22 protein-coding genes and 1 tRNA gene are annotated in these 20,087 nt (G+C 40.5%); 5 read left to right on the top strand and 18 right to left on the bottom strand.

Annotated elements, in window-relative coordinates; genetic code table 11:
* Nucleotides 1-200: 200 nt before the first annotated feature.
* Both BN990_RS06510 and BN990_RS06505 read left to right on the top strand, forming a co-directional pair.
* Nucleotides 201-1,346 carry an FtsK/SpoIIIE domain-containing protein gene (locus BN990_RS06510; RefSeq protein ID WP_051739041.1) on the top strand — a complete coding sequence of 382 codons (1,146 nt, stop codon included), beginning with the start codon at nucleotides 201-203 and terminating at the stop codon, nucleotides 1,344-1,346.
* Nucleotides 1,321-1,902 carry a replication-relaxation family protein gene (locus BN990_RS06505; protein WP_232620899.1) on the top strand — a complete coding sequence of 194 codons (582 nt, stop codon included), beginning with the start codon at nucleotides 1,321-1,323 and terminating at the stop codon, nucleotides 1,900-1,902. The genes BN990_RS06510 and BN990_RS06505 overlap by 26 nt, the downstream gene beginning before the upstream one ends.
* 40 nt (nucleotides 1,903-1,942) lie before the next feature.
* Here BN990_RS06505 and BN990_RS06500 read toward each other — a convergent pair whose 3' ends face one another.
* The 12 genes from BN990_RS06500 to BN990_RS06450 form a co-directional block, all read right to left on the bottom strand.
* Entirely contained in the window at nucleotides 1,943-3,685 is a 1,743-nt protein-coding gene (locus BN990_RS06500) for a right-handed parallel beta-helix repeat-containing protein (RefSeq protein WP_038243011.1), read from the bottom strand.
* Nucleotides 3,686-3,765: 80 nt separating this feature from the next.
* A complete protein-coding gene (locus BN990_RS21495; protein ID WP_051739040.1) occupies nucleotides 3,766-7,146 on the bottom strand; it encodes a phage tail tape measure protein in 3,381 nt (1,126 codons plus the stop codon).
* Entirely contained in the window at nucleotides 7,143-7,460 is a 318-nt protein-coding gene (locus tag BN990_RS06490; protein WP_038243009.1) for a hypothetical protein, read from the bottom strand. The genes BN990_RS21495 and BN990_RS06490 overlap by 4 nt, the downstream gene beginning before the upstream one ends.
* Before the next feature lie 245 nt (nucleotides 7,461-7,705).
* Entirely contained in the window at nucleotides 7,706-7,834 is a 129-nt protein-coding gene (locus tag BN990_RS23355) for a hypothetical protein (protein ID WP_269778085.1), read from the bottom strand.
* Between the two features lie 466 nt (nucleotides 7,835-8,300).
* The gene (locus tag BN990_RS06480; RefSeq protein WP_038243003.1) at nucleotides 8,301-8,510 is read right to left on the bottom strand and encodes a hypothetical protein; all 210 of its coding nucleotides are present in this window, start codon (nucleotides 8,508-8,510) and stop codon (nucleotides 8,301-8,303) included.
* Nucleotides 8,511-8,560: 50 nt separating this feature from the next.
* Nucleotides 8,561-9,331 carry a hypothetical protein gene (locus BN990_RS06475; RefSeq protein WP_038243000.1) on the bottom strand — a complete coding sequence of 257 codons (771 nt, stop codon included), beginning with the start codon at nucleotides 9,329-9,331 and terminating at the stop codon, nucleotides 8,561-8,563.
* Between the two features lies 1 nt (nucleotide 9,332).
* The gene (locus BN990_RS06470; protein ID WP_238323671.1) at nucleotides 9,333-9,623 is read right to left on the bottom strand and encodes a hypothetical protein; all 291 of its coding nucleotides are present in this window, start codon (nucleotides 9,621-9,623) and stop codon (nucleotides 9,333-9,335) included.
* A gap of 182 nt (nucleotides 9,624-9,805) precedes the next feature.
* Complete coding sequence (locus tag BN990_RS06465; RefSeq protein WP_038242998.1) at nucleotides 9,806-10,021, bottom strand: helix-turn-helix domain-containing protein; 216 nt, start codon at nucleotides 10,019-10,021, stop codon at nucleotides 9,806-9,808.
* Complete coding sequence (locus BN990_RS06460; RefSeq protein WP_051739039.1) at nucleotides 10,021-10,872, bottom strand: hypothetical protein; 852 nt, start codon at nucleotides 10,870-10,872, stop codon at nucleotides 10,021-10,023. Before BN990_RS06460 ends, BN990_RS06465 begins: the two co-directional genes overlap by 1 nt.
* Before the next feature lie 378 nt (nucleotides 10,873-11,250).
* On the bottom strand, nucleotides 11,251-11,685 hold the full coding sequence (locus BN990_RS06455; protein ID WP_038242990.1) for a helix-turn-helix domain-containing protein: 435 nt from the start codon (nucleotides 11,683-11,685) through the stop codon (nucleotides 11,251-11,253).
* Nucleotides 11,686-11,706: 21 nt separating this feature from the next.
* Entirely contained in the window at nucleotides 11,707-11,880 is a 174-nt protein-coding gene (locus tag BN990_RS22505) for a hypothetical protein (RefSeq protein ID WP_158295223.1), read from the bottom strand.
* Between the two features lie 555 nt (nucleotides 11,881-12,435).
* Entirely contained in the window at nucleotides 12,436-12,783 is a 348-nt protein-coding gene (locus BN990_RS06450; protein ID WP_038242989.1) for a hypothetical protein, read from the bottom strand.
* 154 nt (nucleotides 12,784-12,937) lie between these two features.
* Here BN990_RS06450 and BN990_RS06445 point away from each other — a divergent pair, with 154 nt between their 5' ends.
* Nucleotides 12,938-13,153, top strand: a complete 216-nt coding sequence (locus tag BN990_RS06445; protein ID WP_038242988.1) for a helix-turn-helix domain-containing protein — start codon at nucleotides 12,938-12,940, stop codon at nucleotides 13,151-13,153.
* A 359-nt stretch (nucleotides 13,154-13,512) separates the two neighbouring features.
* Here BN990_RS06445 and BN990_RS06440 read toward each other — a convergent pair whose 3' ends face one another.
* The gene (locus BN990_RS06440; protein ID WP_038242987.1) at nucleotides 13,513-13,944 is read right to left on the bottom strand and encodes a hypothetical protein; all 432 of its coding nucleotides are present in this window, start codon (nucleotides 13,942-13,944) and stop codon (nucleotides 13,513-13,515) included.
* Between the two features lie 539 nt (nucleotides 13,945-14,483).
* On the opposite strand from BN990_RS06440, the gene BN990_RS06435 reads away from it, so the two are divergent.
* The gene (locus BN990_RS06435; RefSeq protein ID WP_038242986.1) at nucleotides 14,484-15,047 is read left to right on the top strand and encodes a recombinase family protein; all 564 of its coding nucleotides are present in this window, start codon (nucleotides 14,484-14,486) and stop codon (nucleotides 15,045-15,047) included.
* Nucleotides 15,048-15,639: 592 nt separating this feature from the next.
* Here the strand turns inward: BN990_RS06435 and BN990_RS06430 are convergent.
* The 3 genes from BN990_RS06430 to BN990_RS06420 form a co-directional block, all read right to left on the bottom strand.
* Complete coding sequence (locus BN990_RS06430; protein ID WP_051739038.1) at nucleotides 15,640-16,371, bottom strand: helix-turn-helix domain-containing protein; 732 nt, start codon at nucleotides 16,369-16,371, stop codon at nucleotides 15,640-15,642.
* 175 nt (nucleotides 16,372-16,546) lie between these two features.
* Nucleotides 16,547-17,593, bottom strand: a complete 1,047-nt coding sequence (locus tag BN990_RS06425) for a tyrosine-type recombinase/integrase (protein WP_051739037.1) — start codon at nucleotides 17,591-17,593, stop codon at nucleotides 16,547-16,549.
* 155 nt (nucleotides 17,594-17,748) lie between these two features.
* Nucleotides 17,749-17,821: transfer RNA gene (locus BN990_RS06420), tRNA-Arg, on the bottom strand.
* A gap of 226 nt (nucleotides 17,822-18,047) precedes the next feature.
* Between BN990_RS06420 and clpP the strand changes: the two genes are divergently transcribed.
* A complete protein-coding gene (clpP, locus tag BN990_RS06415; protein ID WP_021289053.1) occupies nucleotides 18,048-18,635 on the top strand; it encodes an ATP-dependent Clp endopeptidase proteolytic subunit ClpP in 588 nt (195 codons plus the stop codon).
* A 41-nt stretch (nucleotides 18,636-18,676) separates the two neighbouring features.
* On the opposite strand, the gene BN990_RS06410 is transcribed toward clpP, so the two are convergent.
* Complete coding sequence (locus BN990_RS06410; RefSeq protein WP_021289054.1) at nucleotides 18,677-18,931, bottom strand: HPr family phosphocarrier protein; 255 nt, start codon at nucleotides 18,929-18,931, stop codon at nucleotides 18,677-18,679.
* Between the two features lie 190 nt (nucleotides 18,932-19,121).
* Nucleotides 19,122-20,066 (bottom strand): DNA-binding protein WhiA, encoded by a 945-nt coding sequence (gene whiA, locus BN990_RS06405; RefSeq protein WP_021289055.1) that lies wholly within the window; start codon nucleotides 20,064-20,066, stop codon nucleotides 19,122-19,124.
* Nucleotides 20,067-20,087: the final 21 nt, after the last annotated feature.

The raw sequence follows: 20,087 nt of genomic DNA, 5'->3' as shown, positions 1-20,087 counted from the left end.
GCACAGAATTTTTGTGATAGACACGCATTATTTTACTAACTTAACTATAGTATATAGTGTATCGCAAAAACGGAATAGTTAAAATACTTGTACATATATTATCTTATCAACTAATTACCTATTTCAATCTCCTATTCCAGGTGGGAATACCTAAAAGAACACCTGAAGGATCAGAAAAAAGAATAGAAGGAGGAATATCTATGCTTACTAACTGGACGTATAAGAAACGCTTATCCGTCATCTTCCGTCGCACGAACTTTCTGCGAGAGTATCGCGATTTCCTAGGCAACTTAAAGGAAACTCAACCGCGTTATCTACAGACGAACAAAGAAACGCTATACACGGAGTATGTCTATTCGATTCCACTCGGAAAGGTATTAACGGACTCACTTGAGAAAGCGATTGTCGGGGCATTTGACCGCGTATGTAAGGTTAAAAGCGCAGGTGGCCGATTATACGTACGTATTTATAAGTATAAACTACCTGATCACGTCGCCTACGAGCAATTAAAGGAAATTAACGTAGATACTAAATACACCGTGCCTATCGGTTTAACTCTCGATGATCTAATTCTCCATAATTTCGACGTAACACCGCATATGACCGTAGCAGGAGCGACTAGACAAGGGAAAACGGTATTTCTAAAGCAATTGATTACGTACCTTTGCGAAAATAACCCTACGGAGGATATTCGCTTGTACCTAATCGATCTCAAAGGCGGACTCGAGTTTGGGCGATATGCGGATTTAAAACAGACAGTTCGAGTCGCAAGTAATGCTTGTGAGACTGCGAAATTGCTAGAGGAAGTACAATCGGAAATGAATCGCAATATGTCCGTATTTAGAAAGCTTGGTTATACAAATATCGTGGATACGCCAATTAAGACACGTACATTTGTTATCGTCGATGAAGCTGCGCAACTATCCTCGGAACCATTTATGCAACAGGAAACTAAGGAACAACTCGGCTATTGTCAACATGCTTTATCAGAAATAACTCGTATCGGTGGAGCGTTAGGATACCGTTTAGTATTCGCTACTCAATACCCTACGTCCGACACGTTACCTCGCCAAATCAAACAGAACGCAGACGCGAAGTTAAGTTTCCGTTTAACAACCGAAGTTGCATCGCGTGTTGCACTCGACGAACAAGGTGCGGAGAAATTAACAGTGCCTGGACGTGCAATCTATCGGACTATTGATAAAGTCGAGATACAAGTGCCGTATATAAGCGATAAAGAATCGGAGGAGAGACTGGCGAAATTTAAGGAGGTCGATCAACGTGACGGTGCATCATACGATAAAGTTTCAAGAACGGACGATGACGATCCTCTCCAAACTGGATGAGTTGGCGGTTGCTGACGGCAGGCAATTGCAGGAGATATGTGCGCTCGGAGGTAAACGAAATACTAATCGGATACTTGCTCGTATTGAATCGGAGGGGTATTTGCGATCATTTCGACGCCAGCAGAAAGTCTATGTATTATCGAAAAAAGGTCGCGAGGTAATCGGTAGTGAACGTAAAGTATCATCCGGAGGTTATCTCGAACATGCGTTAATGAGGAACGATATATACCTCGCATTAGATAAGCCGAAAGACTGGCGGATAGAATGTCCTGTAACATATACCGGCAAGTATAACCGCAAACAACGTATTATCCCCGACGTCCTTACTACCGTTAAAAGGCGATTAACGTTGATCGAGATTGATCGCACACAGCGTATGCAAGAAAATCGGAATAAAATAGCGCTGTATGCGGATTTACAGGCGCGTTATTATCGGAAAACGATGAAAACTCCGCCTGCTGTGCAGTTTTATACGGTAAGTGACGTTAGGGCGGAAAAGTTGCGGAGGATTGTGCGTGAGGTTAGTGCGATGGATATCGAGGTGATGCGGGCATAAAAAAGGCGAACAGTGATAAGTACTGTTCGCTAAATTCTTTTTATTTTTGCGCCCAAATGATTCCAAAATGTGAAGTAATGCTACTAAATGCAGTGGCGTTAGTATCTGATAACACCGGATGATTATCAGCAGAAGAGGAAGTTTTACAGTTATGTGCATGAATAGTTGATCCCCGATTTACCCTAAGGTCTTGCCCACTTGCCCCAGTTACAGTAGATTCCGTCACAACAATATTAGAACCTTTTTCAGAATAGACACCGTGACCCAACGATCCAGAGTGATTAATATCTGTTATTGTACATAAAGGTGCAATTATCTCTGATCCTCCGGTTGCATACAGTCCATAAGCATGGCAGTTCGTTACCCTGCCAGAGCCAAAACTTACTTTACCTCCAATATCAGCTACGACTCCATATAAAATACCATTACCAACGGTTGATTCAGAGCCATTTACCTCGCCGTATCTAGTTGCTTTAATACCTTTGTCAGTACAATTTAAAGCAGTTCCTTTAAAGAAATTAACTTTACTGTTTTGATCTGCAATTACTCCGGTTTCACTACCATCAACAACCGCTAACTCAGCGTCTATGATACTCGCGTTGTAAGACATAATCCCTGCTACTCCCGCATTTTTAGCTGATATACCGTTAGCGTTTAATATCCCCGCATCCCTTGCGTATATTCCATAGGCTCCGGCATTATCCGCTTGCGCGTCACGCGCATCAACTGAACCAGCATTGGTCGATCGAATCCCATGCCTTCCGCAATTGTTTGCAATCCCGTTTCTAAAAGACAACGATCCTCCCGCAGCGGCTTGCGCTCCGTAAGTTTTCGAATCACTTACATCCGCTCTTTCTGCGTGAATTGTTGCTCCCCACGCAAGTATTCCGGACCATCCTTCCGCTGAATTACCGGCTTGTGATCCATGTGTGAAAATACCATCGTCCGCGAATATTATCGATCCATATCTACCGTATAAGTTATTTTGGTTCGCGTATTTAAATCCTTTCCCTGCTCTGACTTCAAGGTGGGAATTATTATATACACCTAACCCGTTACGACAGTAGGCTTGACCATTAACTAGTATATTCCAAACTAATCCTCTAGCATTTTTCAATGTTAATAAATCAATATCTACACTAGGGAAAGAAGCTCCAACATTTACTTCCGTATCTGTACTAGTTATTTCGAATTGACTATAATCCCCATTGGATAAAATGATTGGATCATTAAGTTCGTAACCTGACTCCAAATTAATCTTTATCGTAGTTCCTTGATTCGTTCTTCGCTGACTTAAAGTATCGATAGCTATTTGTATATTTTCGAAATCAGACGGTACATTAACTATCAAATCAGCAAACTGTTTTTCCACTCTTTGATTTACTTTGTCATCGATAGTCTGATTAATTTCTGTAATATCTTGCATACTGGCTTTATTTGCTAGTTCCGTAGTTAGTCTGCTGTCTAATTCATTTATCGCTGTCGGATCAAACTCTTGTATTAATTCCCAATCAGAACCGTTATATCGATACACCTCTGCTACGCCAGCTCCATTATCACGTACCATAACAGCATCGCCTACATTAGCAGTTGAAGGTAGTTCTGATTTAGTTGCAACAGGTGCTAGCCAATTAATTTTTGCACTATCTATAATTTGTTGAACTGCTTCTTCGGATATGGTCCCAACTATATTATTTAATTTCGTATAAAGTTCTTCAAAATTGTGATTAATGTTGTTTCTTGACTCACGATCCCACAATGTATTTATTTCTTTTTTCCCCAATTAACATATCCCCTTTTTAACATAATAAAAAGGATCAAAACCAAGTTCTGACCCTCAAATTAGATATATTTTACTTACCTTTATGGAAAGTACCTCCCTATACTCGCATCTACCGCATTACCTTCGTTAATTTTTGCGCGTAACCATTCGTTATCGGCCTCGAGATTAACGTTTACTTCGCGCGTTCTTCGTAACTCGTCACGTATCTCCGCCAATATACCGTTATCAGTACCGCCGCTGTCTCCGTAGCTACCTCGATTTACTTCCGCCTGTAGCCTCGCAGTCATTTGCTTACTTTGTCCGCGGAAGTCTCCGATATCTATTCCGGCAAGTTTCGGCTGTTCTGGCGTTGCTGCTTCCGAAAGGCGTTGCGCCATTTTTGTAACGTTGGATATTTCGTCTTTAATACCTAACGCTAAGCCTTCTCCGAGCATCTTACCAATATCATTACGGAACATTCTTGAAGGTGATTTAATGCCGAAAAATCTTTTTGTAGCAGACTCTACCCGTCCAGCTACGGATTGGGCTGCGCTAACCACATCATCCGCCTTATCTTCAATACCTCGCTTTAATCCGCCTAATAGGTCTTTGCCTGCGTCAAACATATCACCGGCAAAGTCCCCGATCCCGTCGAGTAATTTGCCTCCGATTTCTGCCGCAGCTTCGCCAATATCCGGAAGCATGTCGAGTAAACCATCGATAAGTTCGCCTATTAACTCGACCCCAGCGTCAAATATATCCGGTAACATATCCATTAGCGCTTTTATCAGTTCGGTAATAAGTTTACCGCCTGCTTCGAGTAATTCGGGCAGTATTTCGATAATCCCATCGATAAGCGCGAAAAGTATCTCAACTCCTGCGTCAAACAACTTCGGTAAATTATCGATGAAAACATCAACTAACGCGAATAATATTTCGAGCGCCGCGTCCAATAACGTCGGCAAGATCGAAATAATTCCGTCTATAAGCGCCATTAAAATGTCAACGCCCGCTTGGAGTATGACGGGTAGGTTTTCGACGATTACGTCTAAAATCGCCATAATTAACTGTAACGCTGCATCTAGTAAAGCCGGTAAACTCTGAATAATTCCGTCAATAAGCGAAGTTAAAATATTGATACCTGCATCCACTACCCTCGGTAAATTCTCGACCAACGTCTGTATAATCGTCGTGATTAGCGTTATAGCCATCTCGATAATCAACGGTAAATTCGTGATAATCGCATCTATTAACGTCATCAATATTTGAATTCCGGTTTCGATAAGCATCGGCAATAACGTAAATATCGTTTCGACTAGCGTAGTAAATAATTTCGTTGCCGTTTCGATAACCATCGGTAAAGCCGACACAATGCCCTCGATAAGTTTAAGTACCAGCCCTAAGCCAGTCTCGATAAGCACCGGCAATAACTCCGTAAACTTTTCGATTAGTAACGTAATTATTTGCGTCGCTGTATCGATTAGTCCGGGTAAAGCTGCGGTAATCCCTTCGATTAGCTTTACGATAATATCGGTACCTGTTTCGATGGAGGCTGTTAACATCTCGGATAATTTATTGATAAACTGCACGACCATATCGCCCATATTTTCGATCGCTTCCGAGAACTCCATTTCTCCTTTAAATACCTTGATCATATCGGTTACTATGTTCGTCCTGGTTGCGAGGAAAGTTAATCCGCTGACGACCCATCCGATCGGACCGGCTAATCCGCCAAGTAGTATAACTAACGACGTCATAGGTCCGGCTAGATTACGAAGTACATCCGTTACGGTGATTCCGGATTCTTTTAATACGTCTAATCCTTTCGCCGCTAGCTCGCCAAGCGTACCTAATCCAGACAACGCCTTCTCAAACGCGCCGACGGAAAAATCCTTAACCGAATCCGCGAACTTTTGTACCGCTTTTGCAGCCACCGGAAACTTATCCGCAAATGCCTGCGCAAAATCTTCCAGTGATTCTTTAACCAATTTAGCAAGCGAAGCAACGGAGTTAGCTATCGACGTAGCCATGTCGGACGCTTTCGCCTTTATCTTATCGAAGTTTTTCGCAGCTACTACGATACCTGCGATTGCTGCCGGAAGTAATGTAAAGGCTCCTATTAACCCGAGAATGACCTTCCCGACAACAAGCGCTGCTCCTCCCAGTCCGCCAAAAGCTATAGAAGCTACGCCGATCGTACCGACTAGCCCACCTAGCGCCATTAAAAGCAAACCGATTCCTGCACCAATTGCAGCTATTACCGGTATAAGTAAAACAGCCGTTGTAATAAACGTTTTCATCGGCTGACTTGCATCGTTAAACCACTCCGCAAACCTTTCAACCGCGGAAATAACCGGGTCTAGTGCATCTAACATACCACTTAACACGTCCATAAATGGTCCGCCAATTAGTGAAGCTATGTTTTTCACCCTGTTACGTACCATTTTTAGCTTACTTATAAAAGTCTCGTAACGCGTGTTTGCTTCTTTTGCGAGCGCAGTGTTTTCTTTCCAAGCGTTAGAACCGATATTTAACGCGTCAGAAAATAAACCGGACGCTTCACTCGCTCTTAATAGCGTGTCTCTAACGCGAAGTTCCGAGAAGCCTAAGTCGTCCAATACTTTAGTTGTATTGCCGCCCTCTTTACCGATTTTGCCGAGTCCGGATAAGAAGGTTGTTATAGCCCCCGCCGCGTCATCTTCGAAAGCTGTAGCGAAATCATCGGCTGACATACCGGCAATCTTGGCGAATTTCTGTAACTCCTTGCCTCCGTCCATAACTGCGGTATTCATTTCGAGGAATACTCGCGAAAAGGCACTCCCCGCCATCTCTGCCTCCAATCCGACTGATGATAGTGCTGCGGAAAAGGCTAAAATATCCGACTCTGACAAGTTAATCTGCGCACCAGCACCGGCAAGTCGTTGCGCCATAGAAACAATCTTATCCTCATTTGTGGCCATATTGTTCCCCAAATCCACAATGACGCTTCCTAAACGGTCTATATCGTCCATCGACATTCCGACTACATTAGCGAATTGAGCTAACGATTGTGCCGCATCTTCGCTAGACAAATTCGTTGTTTCTCCTAAATCGACCATCGTACGGGTAAACTTTAATATGTCATCAGACTTAACGCCCAACTGTCCCGCAACAGCAGCAACCTCAGCGATACTATTCGCACTTGCCGGGACTTCTTCCGACATATCACGTATCCCTTTAGCTAGCCGCGCGAAATCCGCCTCTGTTCCGTCCACCGTTTTTCTAACTGAAGCGAACGAATCTTCCCACTCTGCGGCTGCCTTAACCGTGCTACCTACGGCTAGAGCGCTACCTGCAGCAATGGCACCGAAACCCGCCGCAATAGTCGAGCCTACAGAGCTTATATTCGATCCGAACTCTTGCATCCTATCCGCAGCTTTTTTTATATTTTTGTCATAATCGGAGATGTCTGCACCTATTCGTACTAATACATCGCCTATCATTTGCCGTCAGTCCTACGCGTGTAATCATTTGCGAGCCTTACCGCGTTGTTCATTTTACGCTTATGTTTGATTTCGTTTGCTTGTGCGCCAGCTTCTAGCGCTTGCCTGAGTTCCGACATAGCCTCGCGAAGCACACTTAAATGTCTTCGGTCGGCCGCAGATAACCTCAACCGCTTTAACTTTCGCTCGCCAGTTGCGACCATTTTCGCCGATTCTTTATATGTCTGTAAGCTCGGTCTGCTTTTAATTTTCTCTGTCGGCCCACCGACGTATTCCGCAATAATCTTCTGTATATCTTCCTTTGTATGTTTCATTGCTCCATCCCCTTAAAAAATAAATCCGAAAATAAATTGAATTCCTGCCAGTATCAACCCGAAAATCAGTAAAAAGAATCCCGAAAGTATTACAGTTGAAAATGCGTACGTGAAAAATCGTGTAAATTTCGTCATATAACCTCTCCCTTTCGTTTTGTTTGCGCATAAAAAAAAAAGAGATGCCCGCGGTACATCTCTTCACAAATCCCCTCCTGCATCCCCCAAGCAGTACAAACGGGATGTATTTAACTTTCAATTTCCTTTATTTGCTTTAGTTCCTCCATCATTCGTTTTTGCCACGTTAAGGCATCATTTGGCTTCTTTCGTTTCCTTACATCCTTATCACTGCGTAGTAGTTTATTCCGTTTTTTCAACGTTTTCACCTCTTTCTCTATAATCGTCAAAGTCCATCGACCATCCGCTGACTTCGACTTTGTCCGGATACCGCAAACCGCGCCTCGTTAACTCTGATAGCGTGTTGAAGATGTTACCGTAAATACCTTGCGCTAATGTTTGGCCGTCACAAATCAACGTATAATATCGGTTAGGCTTGTCAAGGACCAGCGTCAACTCTCCGCATATAAGAGGTGACTGATTGCCTTCCCTATCTTCTACGATTAGTTCTGTGTCACCGGAACCTAAGGCGCCCCAGTACGTATGTTTTTTATAGACACATCCTCGCATTTACTTATCCCCTTCCTTTACAATCAAAAAAGACCTACCATATAAGCAGATTTTCAAAGAAATTAGAGCAAATAAACCTTTTGTAATTAACTTCGTTAGTATTTATACCTTGGAAAGTTAAAACGGCTCAGATCGTTTTAAATCATTAAAAATCTGTCATGATAGTTTCACTCCAAATCGACGTTCTGCCTGCCTTCTATCCTCCATCGGGATTTTAAATTGCACTCCAATCAATTTACCTCGGTGGAAATAGTCACACATAATACGCCAATTTTTATTTGAGCGTTTAATATTACGAATAACATCTCGATCTTCCGTGTATGCTGCTATCCATCCAGATTCTAACTTCCATAACTCGTTCTGCATTTAGTTCCTCCCCAATAAAAAAAGACGCTTTGTGCGCCTCAGTTAAATTTTTATTTAAGAATCCCTTTTGTTGCTGCGTCTTTTTGTTCGTCATCTGCGATAAAGTAAATTTGCTTGTAATCTCCGTTTCTATGTGAACTTAACTCCGGAATATGTCCGCCAATATTAGCTTTATAGCCTTCGAGTTTGTGTATCCGCGCCCATAAATCCGCCTTTTGCTCCTCTAATTCGTCGATCTTCCATTGATCGCTGCGTCCTCCGCCCATAGATACGGAGCCGTCCGGTGCTAACCGATATAATTCAAGGTCTACTTCCTGCGCTTTTCTGCGTAGTTTATCAGCTTCACGTCCTATTGGTTGCGTCAATTCCGACAACGTATCATTTGCCTCCGAGACAACCTCGTTAATCTCATTTTTCAATCGGTAATGTGCGACCAAACTATCGAGGTACACTTTCTTTGCCTCTGCGATCGCCTCGCGCGCTTTTTCCTCTTCTGCCTTTTTACCATCGATTACTTTGGAAGCTTCGTCCTTTACTGTTTCAATATGCGATGATACCTCATCAAAGTCGTAATCCGGTGTGTCCTTTTTCGTCTGATTAAGTACGAAGATTTCCTTTTCCGCAGCTTCGATCTGTGCGTCGAGTTCGTCTATCTTTTTAGGGTCGAACGGCTTCAATGGATCGTAGTTCGCAATTATTTCCGACTTTTTAGCATCAAGGTCGGTTATGTTCGTTTTTAGCTCATGTTCGCGGTCTAAAAACGCCTGCTTTCGTTCTCCTTTTTTCTGTAAAAACTTCTTCGCTTTGTCTAAAAATCCCATATTATTCGTCCCCCTTAGTATTATTTGCTTGTTGAATTAACGTATCTATTCGCATTAGTTCCGCAGCTTGTCTTCCGGAACCTGCGCCGCCTTCGTAGGCTTCGGATTTCTCTGTATATAACTCTTTAAGTTGGCTAACCGTCATACCTCCGTATGGATCGCTAGGCTTGCCCGATTCGTGGTCACCGTTTTGAATTTGCGTGTAATAAGACATCACGTCACTTCTGGCTTGTCGGTACTCCGAATCTGATACTGTACGTTCGTATGGAGACAATGCGCCCTCATACTTCATTACCGTTTGCTTGGCGTCAATAAGATTACGCTCGAGTTCGGCGCGTTCATTGAGCCAGTTTGGATTCTCGCTTGTCATTTCGTTACTCCTCCCAAAAAAATTAATTATTGACATCCCGGACCTATTGACATATAATTATATTGGATCATAATATCCTCAATAAATAATCAAAAGTAAAAAAATTAGATTGCTAGTTTTTTGCTTCTTTCTAGGTAATCCATAAATTCTTCCGTAGGTTCAAATTTCATTGCAATCTTAGCTCTAATTACATCCGATACACCACGATTACCGGCCTCGATTTTAGATACTGTTGACTGAGCAACGCCTAAATACTCACTGTATTTTAGTTGACTCATACCCAAATATAGTCTTATTGCCTTAAATGTTTCTTTTTCCATTACATTCCCTCCTTTTTATGCCATATTGTACAAAAATTATCGGCTAAGACGCTGCCGGCTGGCGTCCTAACCCGTCTACTATTATAGGGATTTCCCCCACGGATATTCGGCATTTTATTAATATATTTTTCTAGTTTTTTCGACTTTATTTCTTCGCTCGTTAATTCCGATAAATAGTACGTCGTAACAGGATATACAGGCGGCTTTTCTCGTTTTAATGGCGCATATCTAATCGGTCGATTCTTATTTATTTCTTTCTCGAGCGAGTCCGTTTCTGTTGGCATATCCCGTCTACGTGTACGATCACCTACCGTATCATCTAACGCAGGCATATAATACCACCTCGGAAGATACGATCCGGTTTCTTTATAACGTTTTATTGCGTCGTGGTGTGCGTCCTTACACTTTTCACAGCAAAATCGACTATCACTACGTTTAACTCGCTTTCCTTTAAAGTTAGCGCTATCTATCGGATACATATTAAGGCAAAACTTATGCGCACACTTCCGCCACTTCTTCCGCTCTTCTTGATAATCCGCCCATGTTGCACGGTCATCTTCTATTTCGTCCTTATAATCGCTATACAAAGACATAATCGAATAATCTGCTCGTTCCACGTATGCTCGATCATAGACCGGAGGATTCGCCTTGATTCGTTCCTGCTCGGTGTGTTGTGCGTTCAAGATAAGTGTATTAGCTACGCCCTCTAACGTATTTAACGGCGCTCTCTTTAAGGTAACGTCAGCAACGTTGGCAAATCGTTCTAAGCCGGTATATGTGCGTTTCGGAAAGTCTGTGCTGTATTCTACGGCATGGCGGGCTTTGAGTTTTTTTATTTCTTTTAAGCTCATTTAATCGTCTCCTTTGCTGGTTTATAGTTAGGAGCCTGGAGTCGGCTAATTTTGAAAACTTTTATTATTAATTTTGAAAGTATTCTTTTAATCTTTTAATACCTCCGACAAATACCTATGTCCGCCTAATACTTAATAGGAAGGACTTTCGTCAGAAAGGACTTCCGGAATACAATGAGCGTAAGCGAATAAGTATTCCATTACTTGATAGTAAAGACATTCGATAGAATGGATTTACAGTGTTTTGATCTTTAATCGCTATTAGTATAAATCTTGCTAATAAATCTAGTTAAATAAATCTAGTTATACGGTAATTAGTTACCGGTGGTTAATTAATTGTTTTACCGTTAGATTTTTTCTATTTTACCGGTACTTCCTTTATATCCTACCACCACGCCTTCTTTCGGCATCCTCAGCTTGTTTATTATCGGTAAATTTTTTCTGCGCTTCTGGACATTTCTCGAACAATTCACGTTTACTTAGCGGCTTATATGGAACGTAAATTTTATTCCCTTTCGGTTTACTTATCTTGATTAATCCGAAACTCTCTAACGCACGTAAATGCGTACGAACCGTTTGGATACCTTTTCCATATCGTCGCGAAATTTGCCACTCGGTAGGATATGCGTACCCATAATCGACGTTATAGTAATCAACGATGATAGCGTATAAGTAGTTGTATTCCGGCTTATAATTCGGAACATGTACATAATGCATAATATCTGCGGGCATCTTTACGAAGAAACTCTCCTTACTTTTTTCCGATTTGTTAAATACTTCTTTTGTGCTTGGCAATAATAATTGTTGTGTCATAGTCATATCGGCTCCTTTTAATTATAGTTTTTGATGGATATTTTCTAGTGCCTTAGAGAATCCCGGAGTTAACTCAAATATAAACGCAGCGTTCCCTCGTACTTTCGTTGATGGTCTTATTTCAATTACCTGAAACCCTTGTTTTATAAGTGCGTCAGCAACTCTTAAACTTAAAATCACTTTTCGATGCTTCATTGGATCACTCTCCTTTACGCTGATTTAAAATACCTTATATATATATAAAGATGCATGAGAACGCCTTTAGCGCACAGAATCGAAAATTTCTTCAACTTTTTTGCCCTCAGTATGTAATACGCATCACTAAGACAACCCGCGCAATTTTTCATAAAATTTTTATTGCCCTTACTTGTAAATACGTATCTAAATCTATTCTGCGCACATCTCCACCAAAAAATATTTCCCACTATATAAGACGATTCAGTAAGCAATTCATCACAAAAAAGACGAAACAACTTTTGCCGAAATTGCTCCGTCTTTCCCCGTCCTTACCTACAGTTATCCGCGTACTTCGGTGCGCAAGGGATATACGGTCGAATCACGCCAGTTGCCGCTGCCGTAATTCCCGTATTCGCTCGCACAATTCTAATATCGTAAATATTCGTCCTATTTTAACCGGTAATGTTTTCCAATAACGATCAACGAGTTAATCCGTAATACAAAAACGCTAATACTATACCGAACATAACGAGGTATACTGCGTCCCATCCGTCTAATTTAAACGTCCAGGTTTTATCTAGAACCTTCCGCAAGTTTTCGCACCTCCTCGAGCATTACAGCCCATTCCGTGGCATTGAAATCACAGCCGAGCAATAAATCCTCGATCCAAGCCGGCAGTTGTCCGGGTGATACGTGCGTATACAGATACGCCCTTACTATCTCGTCATAGTTCGCTGATTGCTCCGCATATAACGCCTCTTTTTGCGGGTGTTCCTCGGGTAAGTCGTGACGTGCATCCGATTGTAGTCGGTTGTGCTTCGCCATTACCTCCGAATAGTTTGGCGCGAGTTGTGCGGGTTCCCCTCCGTCGATCCAAGTGATATTATTATTGCTTTCGTGATTGAAATGAGTTGCTTGCATGTTAACCTCTCCCTTTTTATTAATTTATTCGGTTTATCCGAATGATTAACCTAAGTATATATTCGGTTTAATCGAATGTCAAAGATAAATTTACGGTTTAACCGAATAAGTGTATAATTACATCATAAAATATCGATAAAGGAGCGTGCTTTATATGAAAGTACGGATACATTTGCAGGAAATTTTAAAGAGGGAAGGAGTCAGTCAAAACGAATTGGCCAAACGTTTAAATTTAAGTCCGTCAACTGTTAACGATATGTGTAAAAAAGATATCAAGAGAGTAAATACGGATACTATCGCTAGAATTGCAGAAATGTTTAATATTGAGGATATTCGAGAGATTATTTCATTGGATAATGTGGATAAATAATGGTGTTTAAATTTTTTTTTAAAAATTTCAGCCCATTAAAACGTTGATATACCAGTGTTTTTTAAATTTTGAGGATATAACACCATGTAATGAACTTAGCAAATCGACAATTCATGGGTTATAATCATTTCAGAGGCAACCGGTTGTATCTCTAATTTACTTTTCGGAGGTAATTATGGAGATATTTTATGCTATCTTAATCTTTCTTCACATCTCGAGAAAATTAAACATAACGATTACTATAAATAAAAAATAACATAGATTTCATAAACGAAAGTCGTTAGTCTTAAGCTAGCGGCTTTCTTATTTCCTTTACGCCGTATTTTCGACGTAAACAAAAAAGCGCCAATTACGGCGCCTTATTTTCCGATATTCTCTAACGCAGATTTATACTCGTTATACTTGCTTTCTTCTAAATCGCCGTTAATTTGTACGAGAACATTTTCGTGCTTAATCGTCCAAGAGAAGAGCATCGCAGTTTCTTCGCCTAAAGTGTCGTAGTACTCTTTCATTTCGTCTAAATCCGATTCATTCTCGTATGTAAATATGCGCCCTCCCGAATCTTCTCCAAGCGATGGAATAAGGAAACGTACACCCTCGTCTGCTTTCATCGGTGCGATTCCGTAGTCATCCTTTGTCATTTCTTTCGGTTCCTCCGCCTCTAGTCCGGCATCCTTAAAGGCGGATACGACATCATCCGTTGTTAAATCCTCCGAAGCACCAGCGTTATTACAAGCGGACAAGGTAACTAGAAATACGATACCAATAAATAAAATTAGATATTTTTTCATAGTAAAATAGACCTCCTTTTTATTCATATAGCTTACACTATTTCCAATATTATGTAAATACGGCCAAAGCGTTATTTTATATCCCGTATCAAAACTCTAGCTGACAACGATCTCTAACTACGGACCACCCCGGCCCCGATTAAATTTTTATACATGCGATCGTTTTGTTGCGAATATATTTAGCTATATTTAACGTATGTAATTCCGATTTCCAATTTGCTCGCTTGTTATCCGCTTTCATCTCCTTCTTTCCTCGTACACATTACTCACGGACTAGTACGAAGATAATCTTAATTATTATAATTAATTTGCTAAATAACATTTGCGCTAACATCCTCCGTATACTTCTGACTAAAGCATTCTAATATCGTAGTCTATAAAACGAAAGATAAATAGACGATTAGTTTCCGCTCCTATTTCACCGTATATTTACAGATAAACAGTCTATAAAATCGTTCATAAATCACAGTTGACTTTACCATACGTTTTATGTACTATAATTATAGGAATGAACGGAAAATAGACGGAGGTAATTGTGTATGAAAGTCGGATATGCTCGAGTTAGTACGAAAGATCAGTCGTTAGAGTTGCAGGAAGATGCGCTAAAAAAAGCCGGTGCCGAACGGATATACTCCGAGAAAGAATCTGGCGGAAAATGGGACAGAGTCGAGCTACAACGGACACTGGAAATGCTACGACCTGGCGATACATTAATCGTGTATAAACTCGATCGCCTTGCGAGAAGTACGAAGCAGCTAATCGGGATAGCCGATCGGTTGAAAACGGACGATGTTGAACTCGTAAGCCTAACGGAACAACTCGACACACGTACCGCAATCGGCAAGGCTATGTTCGGCATGATCGGTGTTATGGCTGAATTAGAACGCGATATGATACGCGAACGTACATCGGCAGGACTCGAAGCTGCTCGCGCTAGAGGTCGTAAAGGCGGTAGACCTAAAGCCAATCCAGCGAAGGTACGGAAGGCACTCGCATTGTACGATAGCAAGGCGTATACAGTACCGCAAATAACCGAGGAAACAGGCGTTAGCAAAGCGCTACTATACAAGGAATTGAAAAAGCGTAAAACAACGGAGGCTTAACGGCTTCCTTTTTTTTATGCGGATTTTCGACCCCTTCGTCTGGTGAACGGGTGCCCGACAATTCAAAGCGATCGGAGGGTCACGCGTCAGGCGGTGACGCCCGATAAAACGAACATAATCGAACATAAAATATCCGCGAAATAGTCCGATATAGTCCGGCAATAATAACGGACATTCTCCGACTTTCTTCTATTATGTGAACGCGGAAATATATAATCGGACTGTTGCCGAAATTTACGCTAATATCCGATGTTCTATAATTACCGACTACTACCGATAAAATGCCGTAAAATTTCGCATGAAATCCCAAGTTAAAATCGCCGTTAAATCGGAAATATTCGGAAGCCAATAATCGCAAATATGTAACCGAATGCGAATCGGTAATTCCGAGTTTCTTCTTATATTAGTGTCCGCTATTTTACCAGGTACTAATCGTTATACATTCACCATTTCCGACTAACCTATTTCGATAATTTTTACCAACTTGGGATCGTACGACATTACCCATTATTTTTACGCTTACAAACGATGCAACGTCCGTCATAAAATGAATAGCGATGTTTTCGGAATATCCAGCAGCCTATGATATATTTTAACCGCATAATGGGTTCACCTCCTCGAGGAATAGTTTGCGACTCAACTTGCGTATACTTGCGTAAATATAGCCGTCTAGGTTGCGAATTTCCCCGAGTTTGTACCGGCGAATACAATCGATTAAACATGCGGTAAATGCGGCTGTGTGCGTTTCTAAGCGTGTTTTAGCCGACTTTGCACGAAAGACAATGCCGACGTATTTGCGAAGTTCTGCGCCATAAAAGAATGGTGATAATATTTCGTAGAGTGATTTCGGAATGTTGTTGCGTGCTCCCGCGGCTTCCATGGTCTCTAGTACGTAATCTTTTAAATAACGCTTATTGCAAGGTTCATTTCCGGATTTAATACGGCTTTCCCTTTGCTCGCTTGTCTTATCGTCGACTTCACGCTCTGACAAACGATCTGACACGAATGGCAATAATTGAATAATATTCGCACCAACTCCGCCACTTTTCGGGCGTATCATGCCTATCCGTTTAATTATACCGAGCGTTTCAAGGCACTTTAATACACGGCGTACAGTACGATCTGACTTGTCGATAGATTCCGCGATTGTCGCAACCTTTAAATGCGCTGCACCTGCGTACTTGACACTGTACCTCGCAATGAAACGAAGTACCGTTCGCATAGTTGCGGTTAGTTGGTCCGTGTTATATTGCTCGTGTTGCTTGACGTGGTAATTAAGTTCTTGCGTATTATCAAACGTTGAATAGTCGGATAAATAGTGCATTGTCGTTTCTAACCTCCGATAGAGGCGCATTAACACGAATGTACGTTCGGTTATAAGCGTACAACAAATAAACCTTGCGAATATCCACTTTTTTCGATATAATTACCGTAGGCATAGGAGTTATATCGATTGTGAAGCAAGTCTTTACTTTCGGTATAGCGCCTTATTTTTTTGTTTAATTTTTGTATTTATTTCTTAGTCGAGAAATCGGACTAAACTGCGCATGTTGTTTCTTTAAGTCATCGTCCGTCATTTGTATATATTTTCTAGTAGTAGATATTTCTGCATGACCGGCGATCCTTTGAAGTGTAAATATATCTCCACCATTTAAAATATAATTACGACAAAACTGGTGTCTTAGCATGTGTGGAGTTACTCGCTTATCGATATTAGCTCGATTCTTATAAATAAAGAGCCTACGTCGAAAACTATTCTCTTGATACCTCTCTCCGAAATTTGAGACAAATACATAACTCGTATCGAAATTGGTCTTTACTTCCGAAATTAACTCCATAAGTAACCGTAATACTTGATTAGATAAGGGAAGTATTCGTGGCTTTCTGTTTTTACTTTTCGAAGCCGGCAAAAGTATCGCACGTTGCTTAAAATCCACATCTTGAATTTCAAGGTTAAACATTTCTTTTGATCTAATTCCGCAATCTAACATAACGAACATAGACACTAAGTCTCTAAACTGTGCGTATTCCCTTACGTCGGGCGCTTTAAGTAGTTTATTGATCTCATCGTCGCTTAAAGGCGTAAATGTATCCTCATCCACTTTCATTAATTTAATATTTAACGCAGGATTATTATTCGATATATTTTCACTTTGAAGCACGCTAAAAAATACTTTAAGAAATCGCAGTCGAATATTTACCGTATAAGGCGATAATCCTATACCACCCGTTTTTTCGTTTCTCTTTTCCTCGGATAGGTAAATAACATACTCTCGAATTAATCCTGGCGTACAATCATTAGCAGTAACAATTTCCGGATGCTCATTACATAACCACTCCGAAAAATAACCGTATAAATCGTAATAATCACTAACAGTGCGTTTTCTAACTCCCTCTGTCTTTTTAAAGGCAACGAAATACTCAAATGCATCATTTAACGGTAAGTTCATTGATTGATCGGAAAATATTTCGCTGGTTGATCGGTTGTTTTCTAAATTTGTACGTGTACGGCGCCGTATAATAGGCTTTCCTTTTCGTTCGCCCAACGTAAAAAACGCCCCTTTCCATTACGTAATAAGTAACGAAAAGAGACGTTTAACCGTCTTAAAGTATTCGAATTTATCCGATCGGAGACCGTGCGCCTTCCGACAAGCTTTCCGGTTGAATCAACGGCTATAAACCGTGTTATAATAACGTTTAACGCGCCCGGAGGGATTCGAACCCCCGACTCACGGTACCGGAAACCGTTGCTCTATCCCCTGAGCTACGGGCGCATGTACTATTATGTAAATGAGACACATAGAATATTATAACGTCAACTCAGCTGTTACACAAGTATTTTTTCTCTAAGATAGGTTTATTTTTTATTCAGATGGGAATGAATGTATGTGTATTTTCCTTTGCTATCATTGAAAGTTTTCGTTTGACCTTTTTTGACCTATTAGTTATGATAAGTATATCCGATCATATGGATACTTGAATAGATAAGGAGGATTTTTCATGAATTTAATTCCTACAGTTATTGAACAAACAAACCGCGGAGAGCGCGCCTATGACATTTATTCACGGTTATTAAAAGATCGTATCATTATGCTTGGTAGTGCAATTGATGACAATGTTGCTAACTCAATTGTAGCACAACTACTATTCTTAGAAGCAGAAGATCCAGAAAAAGATATTTCCCTATACATCAATTCACCAGGTGGATCGATTACAGCTGGAATGGCAATTTATGATACGATGCAATTTATTAAATCGGACGTATCTACAATTTGTACCGGAATGGCTGCATCTATGGGAGCATTCTTACTGACAGCTGGTGAAAAAGGTAAACGTTTCGCTTTACCTAATAGTGAAGTAATGATTCATCAGCCTTTAGGTGGTACTCAAGGTCAAGCAACAGATATTGAAATCCATGCTCGCCGAATCATTCAGATGCGGGAAAAAATCAATCAAATTCTTTCTGAACGCTCGGGACAGCCAATTGAAGTAATTGAACGTGATACAGATCGCGATAACTTTATGACAGCTGAGAAATCCGTAGAATACGGCTTGATTGATAAAGTTTTAGAACGTAAGCCAGAATAGTAAAAAAATCCCTTTCAGTCTTTGGACTGAAGGGGATTTTTTTACTTCTTCGAAACAAAAGAAACCAATTCGGTCATCGCTGTTTCTTCATCCATCCCATCAGCAATAAGCGTTATTTCTTCACCAGCAGTAACCGCTAAACTCATTAAACCCATAATACTTTTCGCGTTCACCTTTTTTCCATTCTTCTCTAAAAAAATATGAGCCGTATATCGGTTTGCCTCCTGAACAAATTCAGCTGCCGGTCTCGCCTGTAATCCTGATGGTAATTCCACTTTAATTATCTTCTCAACCAAAACCTCACTCTCCCCTTTTTGTAAGCGCTAACAAATTATAATGTATCTTCGATCTATATTATTCTCGTGAATCAGTAAGTATTCCCTACTAATCCACGATTTTATATAAATCGAGATCGTGTGTTTGGAAAATTCTTGCATTCAATGATTACACGTATTATAGCATGAATAGGAAGTAAAGAAAATAAATTTACTGTATACCTTCTCCACTTTTTATTTTTTCAGCAAATGCATCGATTTTCTTCAGTCGATGGTTAACACCAGATTTTGAAATTTTACCGCTAGAGACTAATTCTCCTAATTCCTTTAATGAAACGTCCTGATGTTTCACTCGGAGTATCGCTATCTCTCTTAATTTTTCTGGCAATTGGTCAAGACCGACTGTCCGTTCAATTAATTGAATATTTTCAATCTGTCTGAATGCAGCACCAATGGTTTTGTTTAAATTTGCTGTTTCACAGTTTACTATGCGGTTAACAGAATTACGCATATCTCGCACAATACGTACATCTTCAAATTTAAATAACGCATTATGCGCGCCAATAAGTCCAAGAAATTCAGTTATTTTCTCTGCTTCTTTTATATAAACAATGTATCCATTCTTCCGCTCATGCTTACGTGCATGAAGCTCAAAATCATTTAGAAGATGGCATAAAGAATCATTATGCTCTTGGTAGAAATTAAAGATTTCGAGATGGTATGAAGACGTTTCTGGATTATTAATTGAACCACCTGCAAGAAATGCTCCGCGCATATATGCCTTCTTACAACAGGATTTATCCATAAACTTCTCAGAAATCGTTCGCTTAAAAGCATAAGCTTCTTGTAATATATTTAAGTCAACTAATAACGAACGTACTTGCTCTTTCAAACGAACAATATATACATTATTTTTCTTAAGCTTCATCTTTTTTCGAACAAGCAATTCCACAGGCATATCATAAACAGCTTTGATTAGTGTGTAAATACGTCTCGCAATTGCTGCATTCTCTGTTTGAACATCTAATGTATAATTTTGTTTCGATAATGAGATCGCTCCATTCATTCGAATCAATGCAGCTAACTCAGCATATTTACAACAATCCTCTACTTCCATAGCGGTTAGTTCTTTTTTTATCTCCGACGCGAAGGACATCGAATCCCTCCCTTTATTGAC

The sequence above is a fragment of the Virgibacillus salexigens genome (genome assembly GCF_000723585.1).
Lineage (GTDB): Bacteria > Bacillota > Bacilli > Bacillales > Amphibacillaceae > Virgibacillus > Virgibacillus salexigens.
This window is presented reverse-complemented; position numbering and strand designations above follow the sequence as displayed.